This window comes from Pedobacter westerhofensis, from assembly GCF_900182595.1.
Taxonomy (GTDB): domain Bacteria; phylum Bacteroidota; class Bacteroidia; order Sphingobacteriales; family Sphingobacteriaceae; genus Pedobacter; species Pedobacter westerhofensis.
Genome location: NZ_FXTN01000020.1, coordinates 28,886 through 42,963, shown reverse-complemented (window position 1 = coordinate 42,963; position 14,078 = coordinate 28,886). Strand labels below are relative to the sequence as shown.

Sequence of the window (14,078 nt, the reverse complement as noted above, 5' to 3'; positions counted from 1 at the left end):
TATGTACCCGAGAAAGATAAAAAGGCCGTTGTTGAAGATCTCAAGCCAGTTTATAAGGCGAACAATCAAGAACAAGGCTATGAAAAACTATTGGAATTTGAAGATAAATGGGGTAAAAAATATCCGCTTTCGGTAAAAAGTTGGCTGGATAACTGGGTGAACCTTTCTACCTATTTTGAATATTCAGCAGAGATCAGAAAAGTGATTTACACTACTAATGCAATTGAAGGGATGCACCGGCAAATCAGAAAAGTGACCAAAACAAAAGGTGCTTTTACTTCTGATCAGGCACTACTAAAACTAGTATATCTAGCCTTCAGAGAGCTATCTAAGAAGTGGACGATGCCAATGCACAACTGGGGTTTGACAATGTCCCAATTGTATATTAAATTTGGGGAACGGCTTAAAGCCTTCGGCGACTTCTTCCTAGGTGGAGGCTGACCGCCTCCACCTAGGAAGAAGTGGTGTTGACACAGTTCGCTTTACACTCCCGGAATACAAATGGATAAACGCTTTCCAGAGGTCGGGTTCACCATTCATTCATAGCTGGAATGATTCTGTCTGTGATGTTAGATATCTCTGTCGCGGAAATTTCCATTGCATACATTTCTTTCACGTAATCACAAATATTCCTGGTACTCATCCCTCGTGCATACATCGCGATTACATTTTCCTCCAATTCATTGGTAATAATCAACTGACGTTTAGCGACAATCTTGGGTTCGAAAGTGCCATTGCGGTCACGAGTGCTTTCTAACTCAAATTCTCCAGATTGCAAGCTGCGAACATTTTTCTTAGTCTTACCAATACGTCGATTGGGATCGTTGGTGCTTTTGCTCTCCTGGAGATGATTGTCAAGCTCGCCCTCGAGCATTGACTCCAATAAATGCTTTAACATCGGGGCAAATACACCATCGGTACCACCCATCTTTTTGCCGTTGTAAAGGCCTTCCATTGCTTCCTCTTTGAAGCGCTCAAAATCAAATGGTTCTTTATTTTTCATTGTTTCCTAAGTATCACTAAATTACTTATTTTAACTCTAACTCGCTAGAGTTGACAGTTCACTTTACAGTCTCACATCGCAAACAAATTCTAGAATCATAAATTTTCGTGTTACAATTATAATTTCTCAAAACTCTTTTCAACTACATAAACACAAATTACTATCTATTAGATAACCTTCATTTTTGTCATATTAATGAATTACGGTGTTACCTCGGAGTTACTGAATAACCTCAAATAAACAGTAACTTTTAGACCTCAGTATAAATAGTAAACAATTATTTCCGAAGTTTGCACTGTAATAATTAATACTTAAAAAAATGAGCAATACAAAAAACAGGCAAATTGTTTTAAAACAGCGTCCAACTGGAAATGCCAAATTAGATGATTTTCAGTTTATTGAAAATGAAATACCTATACCCAAAGACGGTGAAGTACTTTTCCAAAACACCATGATCTCCGTTGAACCCTATCAACGAAATCTTATGGGGAATGGATCTTCCGAGTGGCCGACAATGGATATAGGAGAAACCATGCAAGGCCCCACCATTGCTAAAGTCATCAAGAGTAACCATGATGATTTTCAAGTTGGTGATTACGTACAAACTTGGTCCGGATGGCAGGATTACGCCCTATCCAACGGTTCGGATATCCGTAAACTTGATCCCGAAATTGCACCACTTTCTACAGCTCTTGGTCCACTAGGGCTAAATGGTTTTGCTGCGTGGTACGGTATGACAAAACTTCATGACTTTAAACCAGGCGGTACCTTAGTGGTTACGGGTGCTGCAGGTTCTGTAGGATCTCTAGTAGCCCAATTAGGCAAATTGAGAGGTTATCGTGTGGTTGGGGTAGCGGGTAGCGAGGATAAGGTCACATTCTTAAAAGAAGCATTAGGATTAGACGCTGCGATAGACTATAAAGCGAAAGATTTGGATGATCAAATCAGAAAGGCTCTACCTCATGGTATCGATTCTTTTTATGAAAATGTCGGCGGTCCCATCTTCCCAAGATTGATGGAATACTTCAACAAAGATGCGAAGATGACCATATCCGGAACAATAGCGGATTATAGCAATACTGAATTACCTCAAGGCACCAACTATCTTCCACGATTGATTACCATTATACATTACAGGTTTCTCAGTATCAAAGCTTTTGCTACGCCATTTGTAATGGATACCATAGATGAGTTCCTCGAGGAGGTAACTCCTTTGATTCAACATGACATAATTAAATACAGTGAGGAGTTCATCGATGGTTTTGGTAAACTTCCGGAAACTTTCCTTAGATTATTTGATGGTAGCCACAGTGGTAAAAAGCTTATTGTCAAATCTTAAAATGATTAATATCCAAACAGTTGTATTCTTTAAGGATAGCCCGTCTACATGCTAATCCTTAAAGAAAAGCACTTAAAATCATCAAAGAACTATGCAAATTGAGCAAAATAAACAGGTTGTCAAGAAATTTTGGAGCCTTTTCAAATACGCTGATGTCGACACCATCTTATCCATGATGAGCTATGATGCGGTTTGGATTGTGAAGGGTGATGAACAAATCCATTCGTCTGTCGGTCAAAAAAGCAAAGCTATACCGAACTCGCCTTGCTAAAGAACTTTTAGGATGAACATCATAAAGATTAGTGACTCCTCCCCAACATTTATTTGGCAGAGCGAACAAAAAATGAATTTAAAGCATAAAAATTAGAAAAATGAACGATTTAAAAAATAAACGCTTATTAATTACCGGAGCCTCACCTGGTATTGGTAGGGCTATCGGTCTTCATTTTGCAGAAAATGTCTTATACTAATACAGTTGGTATTATACGTATAATACCTTGTAAAACTTTACTCTATAAAGAGCACAAAGAACTGATCATGCAATTCTTTGCCGAAAATGATATGTTTACAGTTCTCGATAGTTTTTTATCCCGTGTTCCATCCACATATACAGTAATGGCGCTGGAGCAGACGACTTATACGTTCCTCCATTTTAGTGATTTGGAAGAACTTTGTCAGAGACACCATTGCATAGAAACTTTTTTCAGAAAAGTTTCTCTTGCTACAATATAAATGATGAAACGAATTAGAGAAATGCTGGGAGGTAACGCTTCTGAACAATATACAGACTTTTTAAACGACTACATCAACATTCTTCAAAGAATTAGCCTGGGGGATATATTGAGCGCGAGATCCAGGATAAAACTACCCAGGAGGGCAAAGAAACCAGACAAGAACTTTCTAAACCTATATGGATAAACTTTGGGCAATGGCTTGAAGAAAATGCCGGCTTACTGAACGAAAAAAGTGCTATTCATAAAGCCTTTGCCTATACTATGAAACGGTATAAACGGCTATCAGTGTATTTGGAAAACGGCGCCTTAAAAATTGATAACAAGCCAATTGAGGGCAGTATAAGAGGAATTGCCCTTGGAAGAAAGAACTTTCTGTTCTGCGGTTCCCATGATGGGGCACAAAGAAGTGCCATGCTATATTCTTTCATGGGAACATGCAAATTGCATGGCATTAATCCAATGGTCTGGATGGTAGATGTGTTGAAAAAAATCAATAAACATCCAGTGGAAAAAATAGACGATCTTTTACCACACCGATGAAAAAAGCTACAGGAAACCAAATCTGTGCTGTAGTGTTAGCTTACGTACAATCTACTGGCAAATAGCAGAAGTTTTACTAGTAAACATGGACCACATTTTAGCAACCATCGAATATGTTCGTAAAAATAGATAGAAGTCACTTAAATCTGATAAGCTATTTAAATTGATGATCCTCGACTGAGATAAATCAACTTTTTGATACTTTTTCAGGTTTAGAATTTGATTATTGTTGATGATGCTTTCACTTTCTGGAGGAGCCGGGCGGGGCGTCTTTAAACTGCAGCGAATGCACGGTTTTGAAAAAGCGCTGTTTGGCACTTTTAGCAGGTCGTAACGGTCGAAGGGTAAACTCGACTTCGAAGATGTGATCCGATAAGAGGATGTCCGCGCCATCCCAAATCAGCTGGGGATAGGCGCGCAGCCTTTCCTGTTCATCATTGATCTTTTCAAAGGCCGGAGTAGTATAGACAATGCACATGACCTGTCTGGCGTGCAGGGCATCGACCAGTGCTTTTCCTTTAGGCTGGCTCAGGTAGGCGAGGATGTTTTTCCAGGGCACACCGGTGGCTTCATAACCGCGCATCGCCTGTTCGGTTTTGATAAAAGCTTCGAACATGAGCTTTGGATTGCGCTCGTAATAAAATTTGGCTTCCTCGGGTGCATAGGAAGAGATCAGAATATGGTCCTCTGCTTTCAGTTTTTCGATGGTTTTGAGAAGCATGGGTGGATATTCCAGACGGCTTGACCAGGCGATTCCGTAGGATGGAGACCACCGATTTGTGTAATCAGTATAGAGAAATTCAAATTTATAATCAATGAATTATGATGGTCAAAGTGTTCCGGAACTGATTGTCTGCAATTCCGGAACGAGGTGATCCATCGCTGCGGAATGTCCAATTCATACTTTAAATTCATATTAGATAAACTGCAAAATACCGCGGACTAGTCTAAATTTAACGAGACGTAGTGGCCTCCTCCCAGTTATTCAGACTGTCAAAGGGTGAAGTTTTCTGTGTTTTTGACCTCCTCCCTGTTATTCAGTCTGTCAAAAGTAGAGTTTTGGGTGTTTGATACCCACCTACTTCACTCCTTTTTGAATTTCTTTTCGCTAGTTTCTGCAAAGAGAAAAACCTGGCTAATACCATATCTTTACCATTCTTAAATTTTATCATTTACTCATTATCAAAAACTGAATATTGCATTTGATTAATGGAATGGGTTTATGAGAATCTTGGGAAAAAGCGAAGTTAAGGCAGGATCAAACTAGGCGACTTTTGGCCAATTTAATATTTCTGGTCCGACATCAGTGAAGCTTATTAAATAATGAGGGTTTTCTGTAAAACTTACTCGGATTCGGTCGCCCGAGAAATGAAGAAAGTGAGATTTAAATAATTGATCAATAAGCACCTTGATTTCAGTTACTAAAATCTGGAATCTGGTTACTTGTGCTCAATTGTCGTGCTGCACCTTTGTAATAAATAAAAAAGGAAGCATGAACATCGTTATTACAGGTTCGATAGGACATATTGGAAAACCGCTCACACAAGAGCTAATTGAGAAAGGGCATACAGTAACAGTAATCAGCAGTAAAGCCGAAAGAAAAGTAGAAATAGAGCAACTTGGAGCACAGGCGGCAATAGGCACTTTTCAGGATGTTGATTTTTTAACACAGACTTTTAATGGTGCAGATATCGTTTATCTCATGGAAGCGTGGGAAGGCATTGGCAGCATCTTCGATAAAGAATTTGATTTTGTAGCAGCCTTTAACAAGATCGGCAATAATTATAAAACAGCGGTGGAACGGTCCGGCGTTAAACGTATTGTGCATTTGAGCAGTATCGGTGCGCATACCAACAAAGGTACAGGTAGCCTCTATTTGCATAACAGCATTGAAAACATTCTAAAACAGCTGCCTGACGAAGTCGCCATTAAATTTATAAGGCCTCCTAGCTTTTTCACAAACACATTCAGGTTGCTTCCGGCTATCAAAGCTAAAGGAGCAATTTTCAATACTTACGGTGGCGATAAAAAAGAGCCTTGGGTATCACCCTTGGACATCGCAGCTTTTATTTCCGAAGAAATGGAGAAGCCATTCAGTGGAAAAACGCCATACTATGTTGCAAGTGAAGAATTATCACCCAATGAAGTTGCGCGTATCATTGGGGAGGCGATTGGGAAGCCGGATTTAGAGTGGATTGTGGCTCCAGAGGAACAAATGCTCAATCAAATGTTGGAGGCCGGAATAAATGAATTTATTGCCAATGGCTTTATTACTATGCAGGCAGCTCAAGGCAGCGGAAGTTTATATGAGGACTTCAATCTAAACAGACCAAAATTTGGTAAAAGCAGATTAAAGGATCTCACCAATGAAATTGCGGAAATGTATCAAAAATTATAAATACAAGAAAATGAAAAAAGTTCTGATTACCGGTGCCAATAAGAGCATTGGATTTGAAACATCACGCCAGTTACTGCAAAATGGTTATTTTGTTTATCTCGGAGCGCGTGACCTGGAAAAAGGTACCGCTGCAGCTGAAAAACTTAAAGCGGAAGGTCTTACCAACGTGGAAGCTATACAGCTGGATGTTAGCAATAGTGAATCGGTTTTGGCGGCACGTAAACTGATAGGTGAAAAAACCGAAGTACTTGATGCGCTGATTAATAATGCAGGTATCAACGGCGGTTTTCCTCAGTCAGCACTCGAAGCAAGTATTGACCAGTTTAAACAAGTATTTGAAACTAATTTATATGGTGTTGTGAGGGTAACCCAGGCTTTCATTGACCTGCTGAAAAAGTCTCCTGCGCCCCGAATTGTTAATGTATCATCAAGTGGCTCTTCCCTGACTTTGCATAGTGATCCCAGTTGGAAATATTACACTCACAAGGCGGCCTTGTATCCTTCGTCAAAAGCTGCTTTAAACATGTATACAATTGATCTGGCTTATGAGCTAAGAGATACGCAGTTTAAAGTTAATGCGGTTTGTCCTGGTTTTGTTGCTACAGATTTTAATGGTCATCGGGGAACCGGTACAGTTCAGGAAGCCGGTTCAAGGATTTCCAAATATGTTGAAATCGGTGAAGAAGGTCCAACAGGCAAATTTATCGCTGAAGAGTATAATTCAGAGACAGGCGAAACTCCCTGGTAGTATAATTTTTAGCTTTATATTTGTTTGGTATGAAAGAAGTTAATTCTATGTATAAGTTTGATTCATTAACCGAATTTCACCGGGTGTTTGGGCTGGCTAAGCCCTTACACCCGTTGATCAGCTTTATTGATATTGCTGATATGAAATACAATGTAGGTGAGTTGCCCGCGTTAATTGTTATGGATTTTTACAAGATCGCTTATAAGCCGGGGCTCTGCGGTAATGCAAAATACGGGCAGAATTATTATGATTTTGGTGAAGGTGGTTTGGTATTTACATCGCCTAATCAAGTATTTGAATCACCAAATAGCACGTCCAAATCAGGCTGTTTGCTGCTTGTCCATCCCGATTTTTTGTTGTCTTATGTACTTGCAAAAAACATCAGTCATTATGGTTTTTTCTCTTACGCAGTAAATGAGGCCCTGCATCTGTCGGATCCGGAACGAACCACGATCATGTCTGTCTTTAAAATTATAAGTGAGGAACTGAGTAGCAGAATTGATGATTTCAGCCAGGATGTAATTGTCTCACAAGTTGAGCTGTTACTTAATTATTGTAATCGTTTTTATAAACGTCAGTTTATTACACGTAAAGCAGCCCATGTTGATGTACTTCAGAAACTGGAAAGCATACTTAACGATTATTTTAAAAATGAACAGTCATTAAAGCAGGGGTTACCAACAGTACAATTCCTTTCAGAACAATTGAATATTTCCGCAAGCTATTTGGGCGATATGATGCGATCATTAACAGGGCAAAACGCACAGCAGCATATCCATCATAAGCTAATCGAAAAAGCTAAAGAAATTCTGTCCACCTCAAATTTAACGATAGCAGAGGTTGCCTACCAGCTAGGATTCGAACACCCACAATCCTTCAGTCGCTTGTTCAAATCAAAAACTAACCTGTCTCCATTAGAGTTCAGGCATTTGTTTAATTGACAGGCCACAGATTAAATGCAATAATTTTGAAGTTGGTTATATTATCAATAACGATGGAATACTTATAGTGTCTGGAGTTGCTACCTTGAGTAGACATGAAGTTAAGTGAATTTGATAACTTAAGAGAAATTATGTCACGAGAAAGAAAAGCTTATCCGAAAGAGTTCAAGGTGATGAGCGTTGAACTGAGTAACACCCGCACAGACCTGAGTGCGCTGGCCAAAGAACTGGACATCAGTCCTGCATTGTTGTACCGCTGGCGGATGGAGTCTTCTATCAAACAAGGAAGTAGTTTTCCCGGAAATGGAAAGGTCATACTCAGCGCAGCTGAGCAGGAGCTGGCTTTAGTGAAGAAAGAACTGCGTGAAACGCAGATGGAGCGCGATATTCTAAAATCGTTCTACAGCGTCAGTACCTGTGGAATTGCCAATACAACCAAACCGGCAAAAATCCGTAAATTGAACTGACTTTCAGCGAGCCCCCCGCCTTTAATGGTACTTTACGAGTCCTTCCTAAAATCTGGGCCGGATGCTTTATGTGCACCATTCGGTGGACATTTGATGAATAAACTGGTGATCTCGGAAGAGAATCCCGTACAGAAAACTTTTAACTATCGATAGCATTCCCTGAGGTCATTAATTATTAATCCATGAATTATGGGAAAGCACGACAATTCATTTAAGGTTATCCATCCGAATGCAGCAGGCATTGATGTTGGATCCCGTAGCCACATGGTTGCGGTCAATCAATCAAGGGAAGATGTCCGGGAGTTTGGCATCTATACGAAAGATCATGAGGAGCTCATCACCTATTTGTACGCAGAGGGCATTATGACCATTGCGATGGAGAGTACCGGTAGCTACTGGCAGACATTATTCTCCTCCCTCCAGGCGGCAGGGTTTGAAGTCGTATTGGTTCCGGGAAGCCAGACCAAAAATGTTAAGGGACGTAAGACCGATGTGCTGGACTGTATGTGGATACAGAAGCTGCATTCGCTTGGATTACTTTCAGGTAGTTTACAGTTAACCGACACATTTCAGCAGTTGCGCACCTATTATTATCACCGTTCACATCTTGTGGAGCAATCTGCACGTTATACAAGCAAGATGCAAAAGGCCTTACGTCTGATGAATATCAAGCTGGATGTTGCGATAAATGATATCACTGGTCAATCAGGGATGGCGGTCATCGAGGCTATTATTTCAGGGGTACGTGACCCAGAAAGCCTCTCAGCCCTGGTTAGTAGCCGGGTGAAGAAGTCACGTGAGGAAATTACCAACTCACTTCACGGCTGGTGGAGGGACGAGCTGCTGTTTGAACTTGGGGCATGCCTGGAGTTTTACAGACTATACGAACATAAGATCAAGGAGTGTGATCAGGTAATACAGGAGCTGCTTATCAAGTTCGCGCCCGAAAGGGAAATAACGGAGGCTGAGCATAAAAACCTGAGAGCTAATAAGAAAAGGCGGGATAAACATGCACCATCATTTGACCTATCCCATCTGTCCTTCAGTTATTTCAACACTGACCTCTTTGCTATAAATGGGATAAGCTATAATGCGGTCCTCTGTCTTTTAACCAACATGGGGCACGACTTACATAAGTTCCCATCCGCCAAGAGCTTTGCATCCTGGTTAGGTCTTGTGCCCAATAATAAGATAAGTGGGGGGCGTATCATTAGCAATCGGACAGCTTCCGGAAAGAACTACATTGCAAAGGCACTTCGCCATGCAGCAAACTCAATAGGTAATCAAAAGGACCACGAACTGACTCCGTTTTTCAAGCGGATTGCATTTAGGAAAGGCCGCATAGCAGCCATTATAGCAACTGCAAGAAAATTAGCCGTTATCATATGGAACATGATCATCAAACAGGAGCCCTATAAAAGAGAGATGGTTGAGGTCACCAGCGCCCGGCAGAAATCACTTAAGATTAGGCAGATAGAGAAGAAAATATCTGCATTGGGACTAAGCAAGGAGGAACTAGGGAAAATGTTCACAAAGAGCTCTTTATCTGCTATATAGATATTGGTTGTACAGAAAAAGGCTATCAGCATTTTCTCCAGGGGCGACAACAAATATTCGGGTTCATAAAGGATCACAGCAGGATATTTTTAGTTGGGAAGATGTGTTCAGTATTTAGGGTGAGCAGGGCTGGGTTTTACAAATGGACAGTCAGCAGTCCGTCAAACAGAAGTATTGAAAACCAGATGCTTGAAGCCGAGGTATTACAAGCTTTTGAGAACAGCAAAAAGATATATGGCAGTCCCAGAATAACCCTGGAGCTCCGTAAAAAGGCGATTAAAGTATCCAGACCAAGAGTTGCCAGAATCATGAGAAAAGCAAAACTGAGAAGTATAGTGAAGAAACAGTTTAAAGTTACTACAGACTCCAGCCATAAATTTCCTGTACCGGAAAATGTACTGGAGCGTGATTTTAAGCCGGGGATATTGGGTGCTGTCTGGGTATCCGACATTACTTACATCAGAACCAGGCAAGGCTGGCTGTACCTGACAACGGTGATTGATCTGGGTGATAGAAAAATCATCGGCTGGGCACTAAGCACAACGATGAAAGCGATTGAAACAGTGATCCCCGCCTTCAAAATGGCGCAATCAAGACGACCGGTTATCCGGCAGCTCATTTTTCATTCTGACCGTGGGGTTCAATATGCCTGCAATGAATTCCGGTGGTTACTGGAAAAAACTCCATTGATCATCAGAAGCATGAGCAGAAAAGGTAATTGCTGGGATAACGCAGTGGCAGAGAGCTTCTTTAAGACGCTTAAAGCTAAATGTGTCTACCAGCATAAGTTCACCGACAAAGAGCAGGCAGCGCGCATCGTATTCGAGTACATTGAGACCTGGTATAACCATAAAAGGCTACATTCTGCACTGGGTTACTTATCCCCAGAGGAGTTTGGAAGAAATTTAAACAAACAAAATATTGCAGCTTAACCGAATGTCCACTTTATTGTTGCAATTCCAGTCTATAGTTTTGTCAGCAAGGTAAACGACAAGATCCCGCTAGACAACAAATGCAAAATATACTTAAAGTTCACAATGGAAGCGGTATATACTTAATAGAATAAAATGCTATCAAAAACTCATTTTCATTATCTACCAAAAACGGTGGAATAATAAGACACTTGTTTAACTACTACCAAATAAGGAGGGAATAATGAGAATATATAGCCGTTGTGTCCATAAGTTTATACTAATTTACTTATTCTTACTCTTGATTATCAAGAGTTGACACAGTTCGATTTACAGTCTCACCAACAGTTGACCGGCTTTATTCCATGCGTTCTCTTATTTAATCAAATGTACGACAGTTCAGTTTACAGTATCAAAGCTCGTTTATATGATTATTTTTTACCCACGTTTATAATCTGTTTCGCCCAACCTTTTTCGTCAATGGCATCAAGTAAGCATTGGGCACAGTCAGCAAAGGGCATCAAGCCGAAGTAAATCTCAGTCTTAATGCCTGCTTTGTATTTCCCGGTAGGCTGAGAATGATTTAATCCTGGAGCTCTTACAATTGTCCAATCTAGGTTACTATTTTGAATAGCAGATTCAGCAATATTTTTGTCATTGTAAGATTGATGATAAATCATCCGAAAGATAGGCGTAATTAGCCTCGTGACAATTGCCATTTCGCTATAATCTGCTTGTACAAACCCGCTCATAAATATAAATCTTTTTATGGCATTTTTTTCACAGGCTTTTACAATATTTGTTGTGCCCGTGGACATCAAAGTTCCAACTTTTCTATGATCAGACGGTCCAAAGCAACTAATTACTGCATCAATATTTTCAAATGCTTTCACTAGGCCGACTAAATCAGTCACATCGCCAGTTATAATAGACACTCCATTTTGAGATTTCATTTTTGAAGGATATCTTACTATCACAGTTACTTTATAATCGGCTTCTATGGCTAAACGAACTAATTCTTTTCCGGTCGAGCCTGTCGCCCCTACTATCGCAATATGCTTCATATTCTTTTTTGTTAATGCAAAATTATACTTTAAAGCTGTAACTTTAAAGTATAGAGTATAGTCTATACTATCATTATTTTCAGTAAATTATATAAGAGAATGTTAATCAAAGAGTTGTCAAATAGAACCGGAATCTCAATACATACATTGAGGTTTTATGAAAATTATAGTTTGTTTAGAGGAGTCTCAGATGAGAACATAAAAACAAATAATTATAAGGATTATGATGAAAGTGTTGTAGAAAAAATAAAAATGATTAAAGGCGCAAAGGAAGTAGGATTTACCTTATCTGAAATTAAAGCGTTGCTAGATAGTTGGTATAACGAGCACTTCTCTATAGATAAAAAAGTTGAAGTTGTGAACAATAAAGTAAGTGAAATTGATAGTAAAATTCTCAAGCTAAAACAGGTTAAAAACTTACTATTAAACGCGATTAAGGTTATCGAGAGTGAAGATTGTTAGGGTCATTGCATCACTAATTAAATTGCTAGACCGTCGCCATTTGACCGAACTCCCCTGAATTATCTCATTAACGGTGAATTCTACGGCGCGTCCAAATAATCAGGGGTTTTTGATAGAACATTCGGACTTTAAGGAGCAGTTTGTCTTTAGTTAAAAGAGCGTCTGAAAGCTAAAGGCGAATAATTAGTCCTCGCTTTGAATAAAGTACTAAACGATTGTGGATGTTCAAACCCCAATTCGTACGCAATTTCGCTAATTGTCAAACTGGTAGTTGAAAGCTTTTCCTTAGCCTTTTCTATAAGTTTATAGTGTATGTGCTGCTGTGCGTTCTTCCCGGTCAGGACACGCAGCATATCACTTAGGTAACTTGGTGATACGTTCAATTTTTCTGCAAGATATTGAACTGTGGGTATCCCACGGCTCAAAGACATGTTGCTATTGAAATGATCTCCCAGTATTTCCTCCATTTTTTGCAACAGATCGTGGCTAGCGGCTTTTCGGGTAAGGAACTGTCGCTTGTAGAAACGGTTAGCGTAATTTAGCAGCAATTCAATTTGGGAGATAACCACATCCTGGCTAAAGTCATCTATCCGGCTGTTCAACTCCTCCTCGATGATACCCGCGACGGTAAGAATGGTACCCTTCTCCTGATCCGAAAGATGGAGTACCTCTGTAAGGGCATACGAAAAAAAGCCGTATTGCCCGATCTTGTTTGCTAGGGGATAGTTCAATAAAAAATCCGGATGGATGAATAGATCGAATCCGGTGTAATCCAATGGTTTTTCAATGGTTCCGGCAACCTGATTGGGAGAGACAAAAAACAAACCGCTTTCATCAAAATCATAATAATGCTGACCATATTTATAATTTCCATGAAAGTTTGGTTTGTAGGAGATCTTATAAAATGGGGAGGTGAATTGATTTGGAAAACTGTCGGCCGGTATAATTTTGCCATCTAAATTATTAATCAGACTAAGTAGTGGATGCACAGGCTTTGGTAAGCCTGCAACCCGGTGAAATTCGGATAACGATTCAAATTTGTAGGTAACGTTTACTTCCTTCTTCATCTTAATACGAATATAAGCTATTAATAATTCTACTGGTTAAATTACAGTAATTCACCTGTTGCCGTTACCAGGGAATGATTGCGTTTTCCCAACGCGTAAAAGTTCCTGTCGGACCGTCCGGACCAAGCAAGGCTACACGTACGATTTCTCTGCAGCCATCCTGGACTGATTCAGTGCCCTGATGATTGGTTAGGTGTGTCTTTGTATATTCAGGCGATACCAGGTTTACCTTAATGCCGTCGCCTTCGTGCTCAATCATCATCGATAAGGTAATGCTATTAAGGGCACTCTTCGAGCCTGCATAGGCTGGATTGTACATATTTCGGAAAGGAAAAGAAGGATCCGAGTTCAGCGAAAGTGAACCAACAGCACTTGTCACATTCACAATTCGGGCGTCCAATGAATGCCGCAAAAGTGGCACCATCGCCTGGTAGACAGAGAGTACCCCAAACACGTTAGTCTCCCAAATTCCACGTACTTCATTTATAGATACGGTGCTTGCACTATACATTGCCGCATAGTCTTCCGCTGCTACATCGTTATTTTCTGCTCGAGAGATAGCAGCATTGTTAATTAGTAGATCGAGACGTCCAAATTCAGAACGAATACGATCTGCGGCGACCGTAATTGAAACTCGATCGGTCACGTCTAAGTGAATTGGGACAGCGCCCTGACCGATCTCTTGGGCTGCAGACTGACCCTTTTCAAAGTTTCTAGATCCAATTAATACAGTAACGCCATTGGCTACTAATTCCTTTGCAACCTGTAAACCTATCCCTTGATTGGCTCCTGTAACTAAGGCAATTCGTTTGTACGGGCTATTTTCATGCTGAAGTATCATGATTTT

The 14,078-nt window shown here is 40.2% G+C and carries 14 protein-coding genes and 1 pseudogene; 10 read left to right on the top strand and 5 right to left on the bottom strand.

The window, feature by feature from the left end; all coding sequences use genetic code 11:
- Positions 1 to 441: transposase (locus FN831_RS26515; RefSeq protein ID WP_142526666.1), on the top strand; the 441-nt coding region annotated here is incomplete at its 5' end.
- A 91-nt stretch (positions 442 to 532) separates the two neighbouring features.
- Here the strand turns inward: FN831_RS26515 and FN831_RS26510 are convergent.
- Positions 533 to 1,003, bottom strand: a pseudogene (locus FN831_RS26510) (transposase); the annotation flags it as partial.
- Positions 1,004 to 1,322: 319 nt separating this feature from the next.
- Here FN831_RS26510 and FN831_RS26505 point away from each other — a divergent pair.
- The gene (locus FN831_RS26505) at positions 1,323 to 2,342 is read left to right on the top strand and encodes an NADP-dependent oxidoreductase (protein WP_142531236.1); all 1,020 of its coding nucleotides are present in this window, start codon (positions 1,323 to 1,325) and stop codon (positions 2,340 to 2,342) included.
- A gap of 839 nt (positions 2,343 to 3,181) precedes the next feature.
- Positions 3,182 to 3,616, top strand: a complete 435-nt coding sequence (locus FN831_RS28210) for an IS66 family transposase (protein WP_317132118.1) — start codon at positions 3,182 to 3,184, stop codon at positions 3,614 to 3,616.
- 241 nt (positions 3,617 to 3,857) lie between these two features.
- Here FN831_RS28210 and FN831_RS26495 read toward each other — a convergent pair whose 3' ends face one another.
- The gene (locus FN831_RS26495) at positions 3,858 to 4,337 is read right to left on the bottom strand and encodes a hypothetical protein (RefSeq protein WP_142531234.1); all 480 of its coding nucleotides are present in this window, start codon (positions 4,335 to 4,337) and stop codon (positions 3,858 to 3,860) included.
- A gap of 771 nt (positions 4,338 to 5,108) precedes the next feature.
- On the opposite strand from FN831_RS26495, the gene FN831_RS26490 reads away from it, so the two are divergent.
- From FN831_RS26490 to FN831_RS26465, 6 genes are all read left to right on the top strand, one after another.
- Complete coding sequence (locus tag FN831_RS26490) at positions 5,109 to 6,014, top strand: NmrA family NAD(P)-binding protein (protein WP_142531233.1); 906 nt, start codon at positions 5,109 to 5,111, stop codon at positions 6,012 to 6,014.
- Positions 6,015 to 6,024: 10 nt separating this feature from the next.
- Positions 6,025 to 6,762, top strand: coding sequence for an SDR family oxidoreductase (locus FN831_RS26485; RefSeq protein ID WP_142531232.1), 738 nt, complete (start codon positions 6,025 to 6,027; stop codon positions 6,760 to 6,762).
- 29 nt (positions 6,763 to 6,791) lie between these two features.
- On the top strand, positions 6,792 to 7,703 hold the full coding sequence (locus tag FN831_RS26480) for a helix-turn-helix domain-containing protein (RefSeq protein WP_142531231.1): 912 nt from the start codon (positions 6,792 to 6,794) through the stop codon (positions 7,701 to 7,703).
- Between the two features lie 131 nt (positions 7,704 to 7,834).
- Complete coding sequence (locus tag FN831_RS26475; RefSeq protein ID WP_185960619.1) at positions 7,835 to 8,170, top strand: transposase; 336 nt, start codon at positions 7,835 to 7,837, stop codon at positions 8,168 to 8,170.
- Positions 8,171 to 8,359: 189 nt separating this feature from the next.
- Positions 8,360 to 9,727 carry an IS110 family RNA-guided transposase gene (locus FN831_RS26470; RefSeq protein ID WP_142531229.1) on the top strand — a complete coding sequence of 456 codons (1,368 nt, stop codon included), beginning with the start codon at positions 8,360 to 8,362 and terminating at the stop codon, positions 9,725 to 9,727.
- Positions 9,658 to 10,659 (top strand): IS3 family transposase, encoded by a 1,002-nt coding sequence (locus FN831_RS26465; protein WP_142531228.1) that lies wholly within the window; start codon positions 9,658 to 9,660, stop codon positions 10,657 to 10,659. Before FN831_RS26470 ends, FN831_RS26465 begins: the two co-directional genes overlap by 70 nt.
- Before the next feature lie 410 nt (positions 10,660 to 11,069).
- On the opposite strand, the gene FN831_RS26460 is transcribed toward FN831_RS26465, so the two are convergent.
- Positions 11,070 to 11,702 carry an NAD(P)-dependent oxidoreductase gene (locus tag FN831_RS26460; protein ID WP_142531227.1) on the bottom strand — a complete coding sequence of 211 codons (633 nt, stop codon included), beginning with the start codon at positions 11,700 to 11,702 and terminating at the stop codon, positions 11,070 to 11,072.
- Positions 11,703 to 11,801: 99 nt separating this feature from the next.
- Between FN831_RS26460 and FN831_RS26455 the strand changes: the two genes are divergently transcribed.
- Positions 11,802 to 12,164 carry a MerR family transcriptional regulator gene (locus FN831_RS26455; RefSeq protein ID WP_142531226.1) on the top strand — a complete coding sequence of 121 codons (363 nt, stop codon included), beginning with the start codon at positions 11,802 to 11,804 and terminating at the stop codon, positions 12,162 to 12,164.
- A gap of 146 nt (positions 12,165 to 12,310) precedes the next feature.
- Here FN831_RS26455 and FN831_RS26450 read toward each other — a convergent pair whose 3' ends face one another.
- Positions 12,311 to 13,231: a helix-turn-helix domain-containing protein gene (locus FN831_RS26450; protein WP_142531225.1), complete on the bottom strand. Its 921-nt coding sequence runs from the start codon at positions 13,229 to 13,231 to the stop codon at positions 12,311 to 12,313.
- Positions 13,232 to 13,295: 64 nt separating this feature from the next.
- Positions 13,296 to 14,072 (bottom strand): SDR family NAD(P)-dependent oxidoreductase, encoded by a 777-nt coding sequence (locus FN831_RS26445; protein WP_142531224.1) that lies wholly within the window; start codon positions 14,070 to 14,072, stop codon positions 13,296 to 13,298.
- Between the last annotated feature and the right edge of the window lie 6 nt (positions 14,073 to 14,078).

Excerpts from the sequence above, each read along its gene's own strand:
- FN831_RS26485 (WP_142531232.1), top strand. The coding sequence starts at position 6,025 with ATGAAAAAAGTTCTGATTACCGGTGCCAATAAGAGCATTGGATTTGAA.
- FN831_RS26480 (WP_142531231.1), top strand. The coding sequence starts at position 6,792 with ATGAAAGAAGTTAATTCTATGTATAAGTTTGATTCATTAACCGAATTT.
- FN831_RS26470 (WP_142531229.1), top strand. The coding sequence starts at position 8,360 with ATGGGAAAGCACGACAATTCATTTAAGGTTATCCATCCGAATGCAGCA.
- FN831_RS26450 (WP_142531225.1), bottom strand. The coding sequence starts at position 13,231 with ATGAAGAAGGAAGTAAACGTTACCTACAAATTTGAATCGTTATCCGAA.
- FN831_RS26505 (WP_142531236.1), top strand. The coding sequence starts at position 1,323 with ATGAGCAATACAAAAAACAGGCAAATTGTTTTAAAACAGCGTCCAACT.
- FN831_RS26490 (WP_142531233.1), top strand. The coding sequence starts at position 5,109 with ATGAACATCGTTATTACAGGTTCGATAGGACATATTGGAAAACCGCTC.
- FN831_RS26460 (WP_142531227.1), bottom strand. The coding sequence starts at position 11,702 with ATGAAGCATATTGCGATAGTAGGGGCGACAGGCTCGACCGGAAAAGAA.
- FN831_RS26445 (WP_142531224.1), bottom strand. The coding sequence starts at position 14,072 with ATGATACTTCAGCATGAAAATAGCCCGTACAAACGAATTGCCTTAGTT.
- FN831_RS26455 (WP_142531226.1), top strand. The coding sequence starts at position 11,802 with ATGTTAATCAAAGAGTTGTCAAATAGAACCGGAATCTCAATACATACA.
- FN831_RS26495 (WP_142531234.1), bottom strand. The coding sequence starts at position 4,337 with ATGCTTCTCAAAACCATCGAAAAACTGAAAGCAGAGGACCATATTCTG.
- FN831_RS26475 (WP_185960619.1), top strand. The coding sequence starts at position 7,835 with ATGTCACGAGAAAGAAAAGCTTATCCGAAAGAGTTCAAGGTGATGAGC.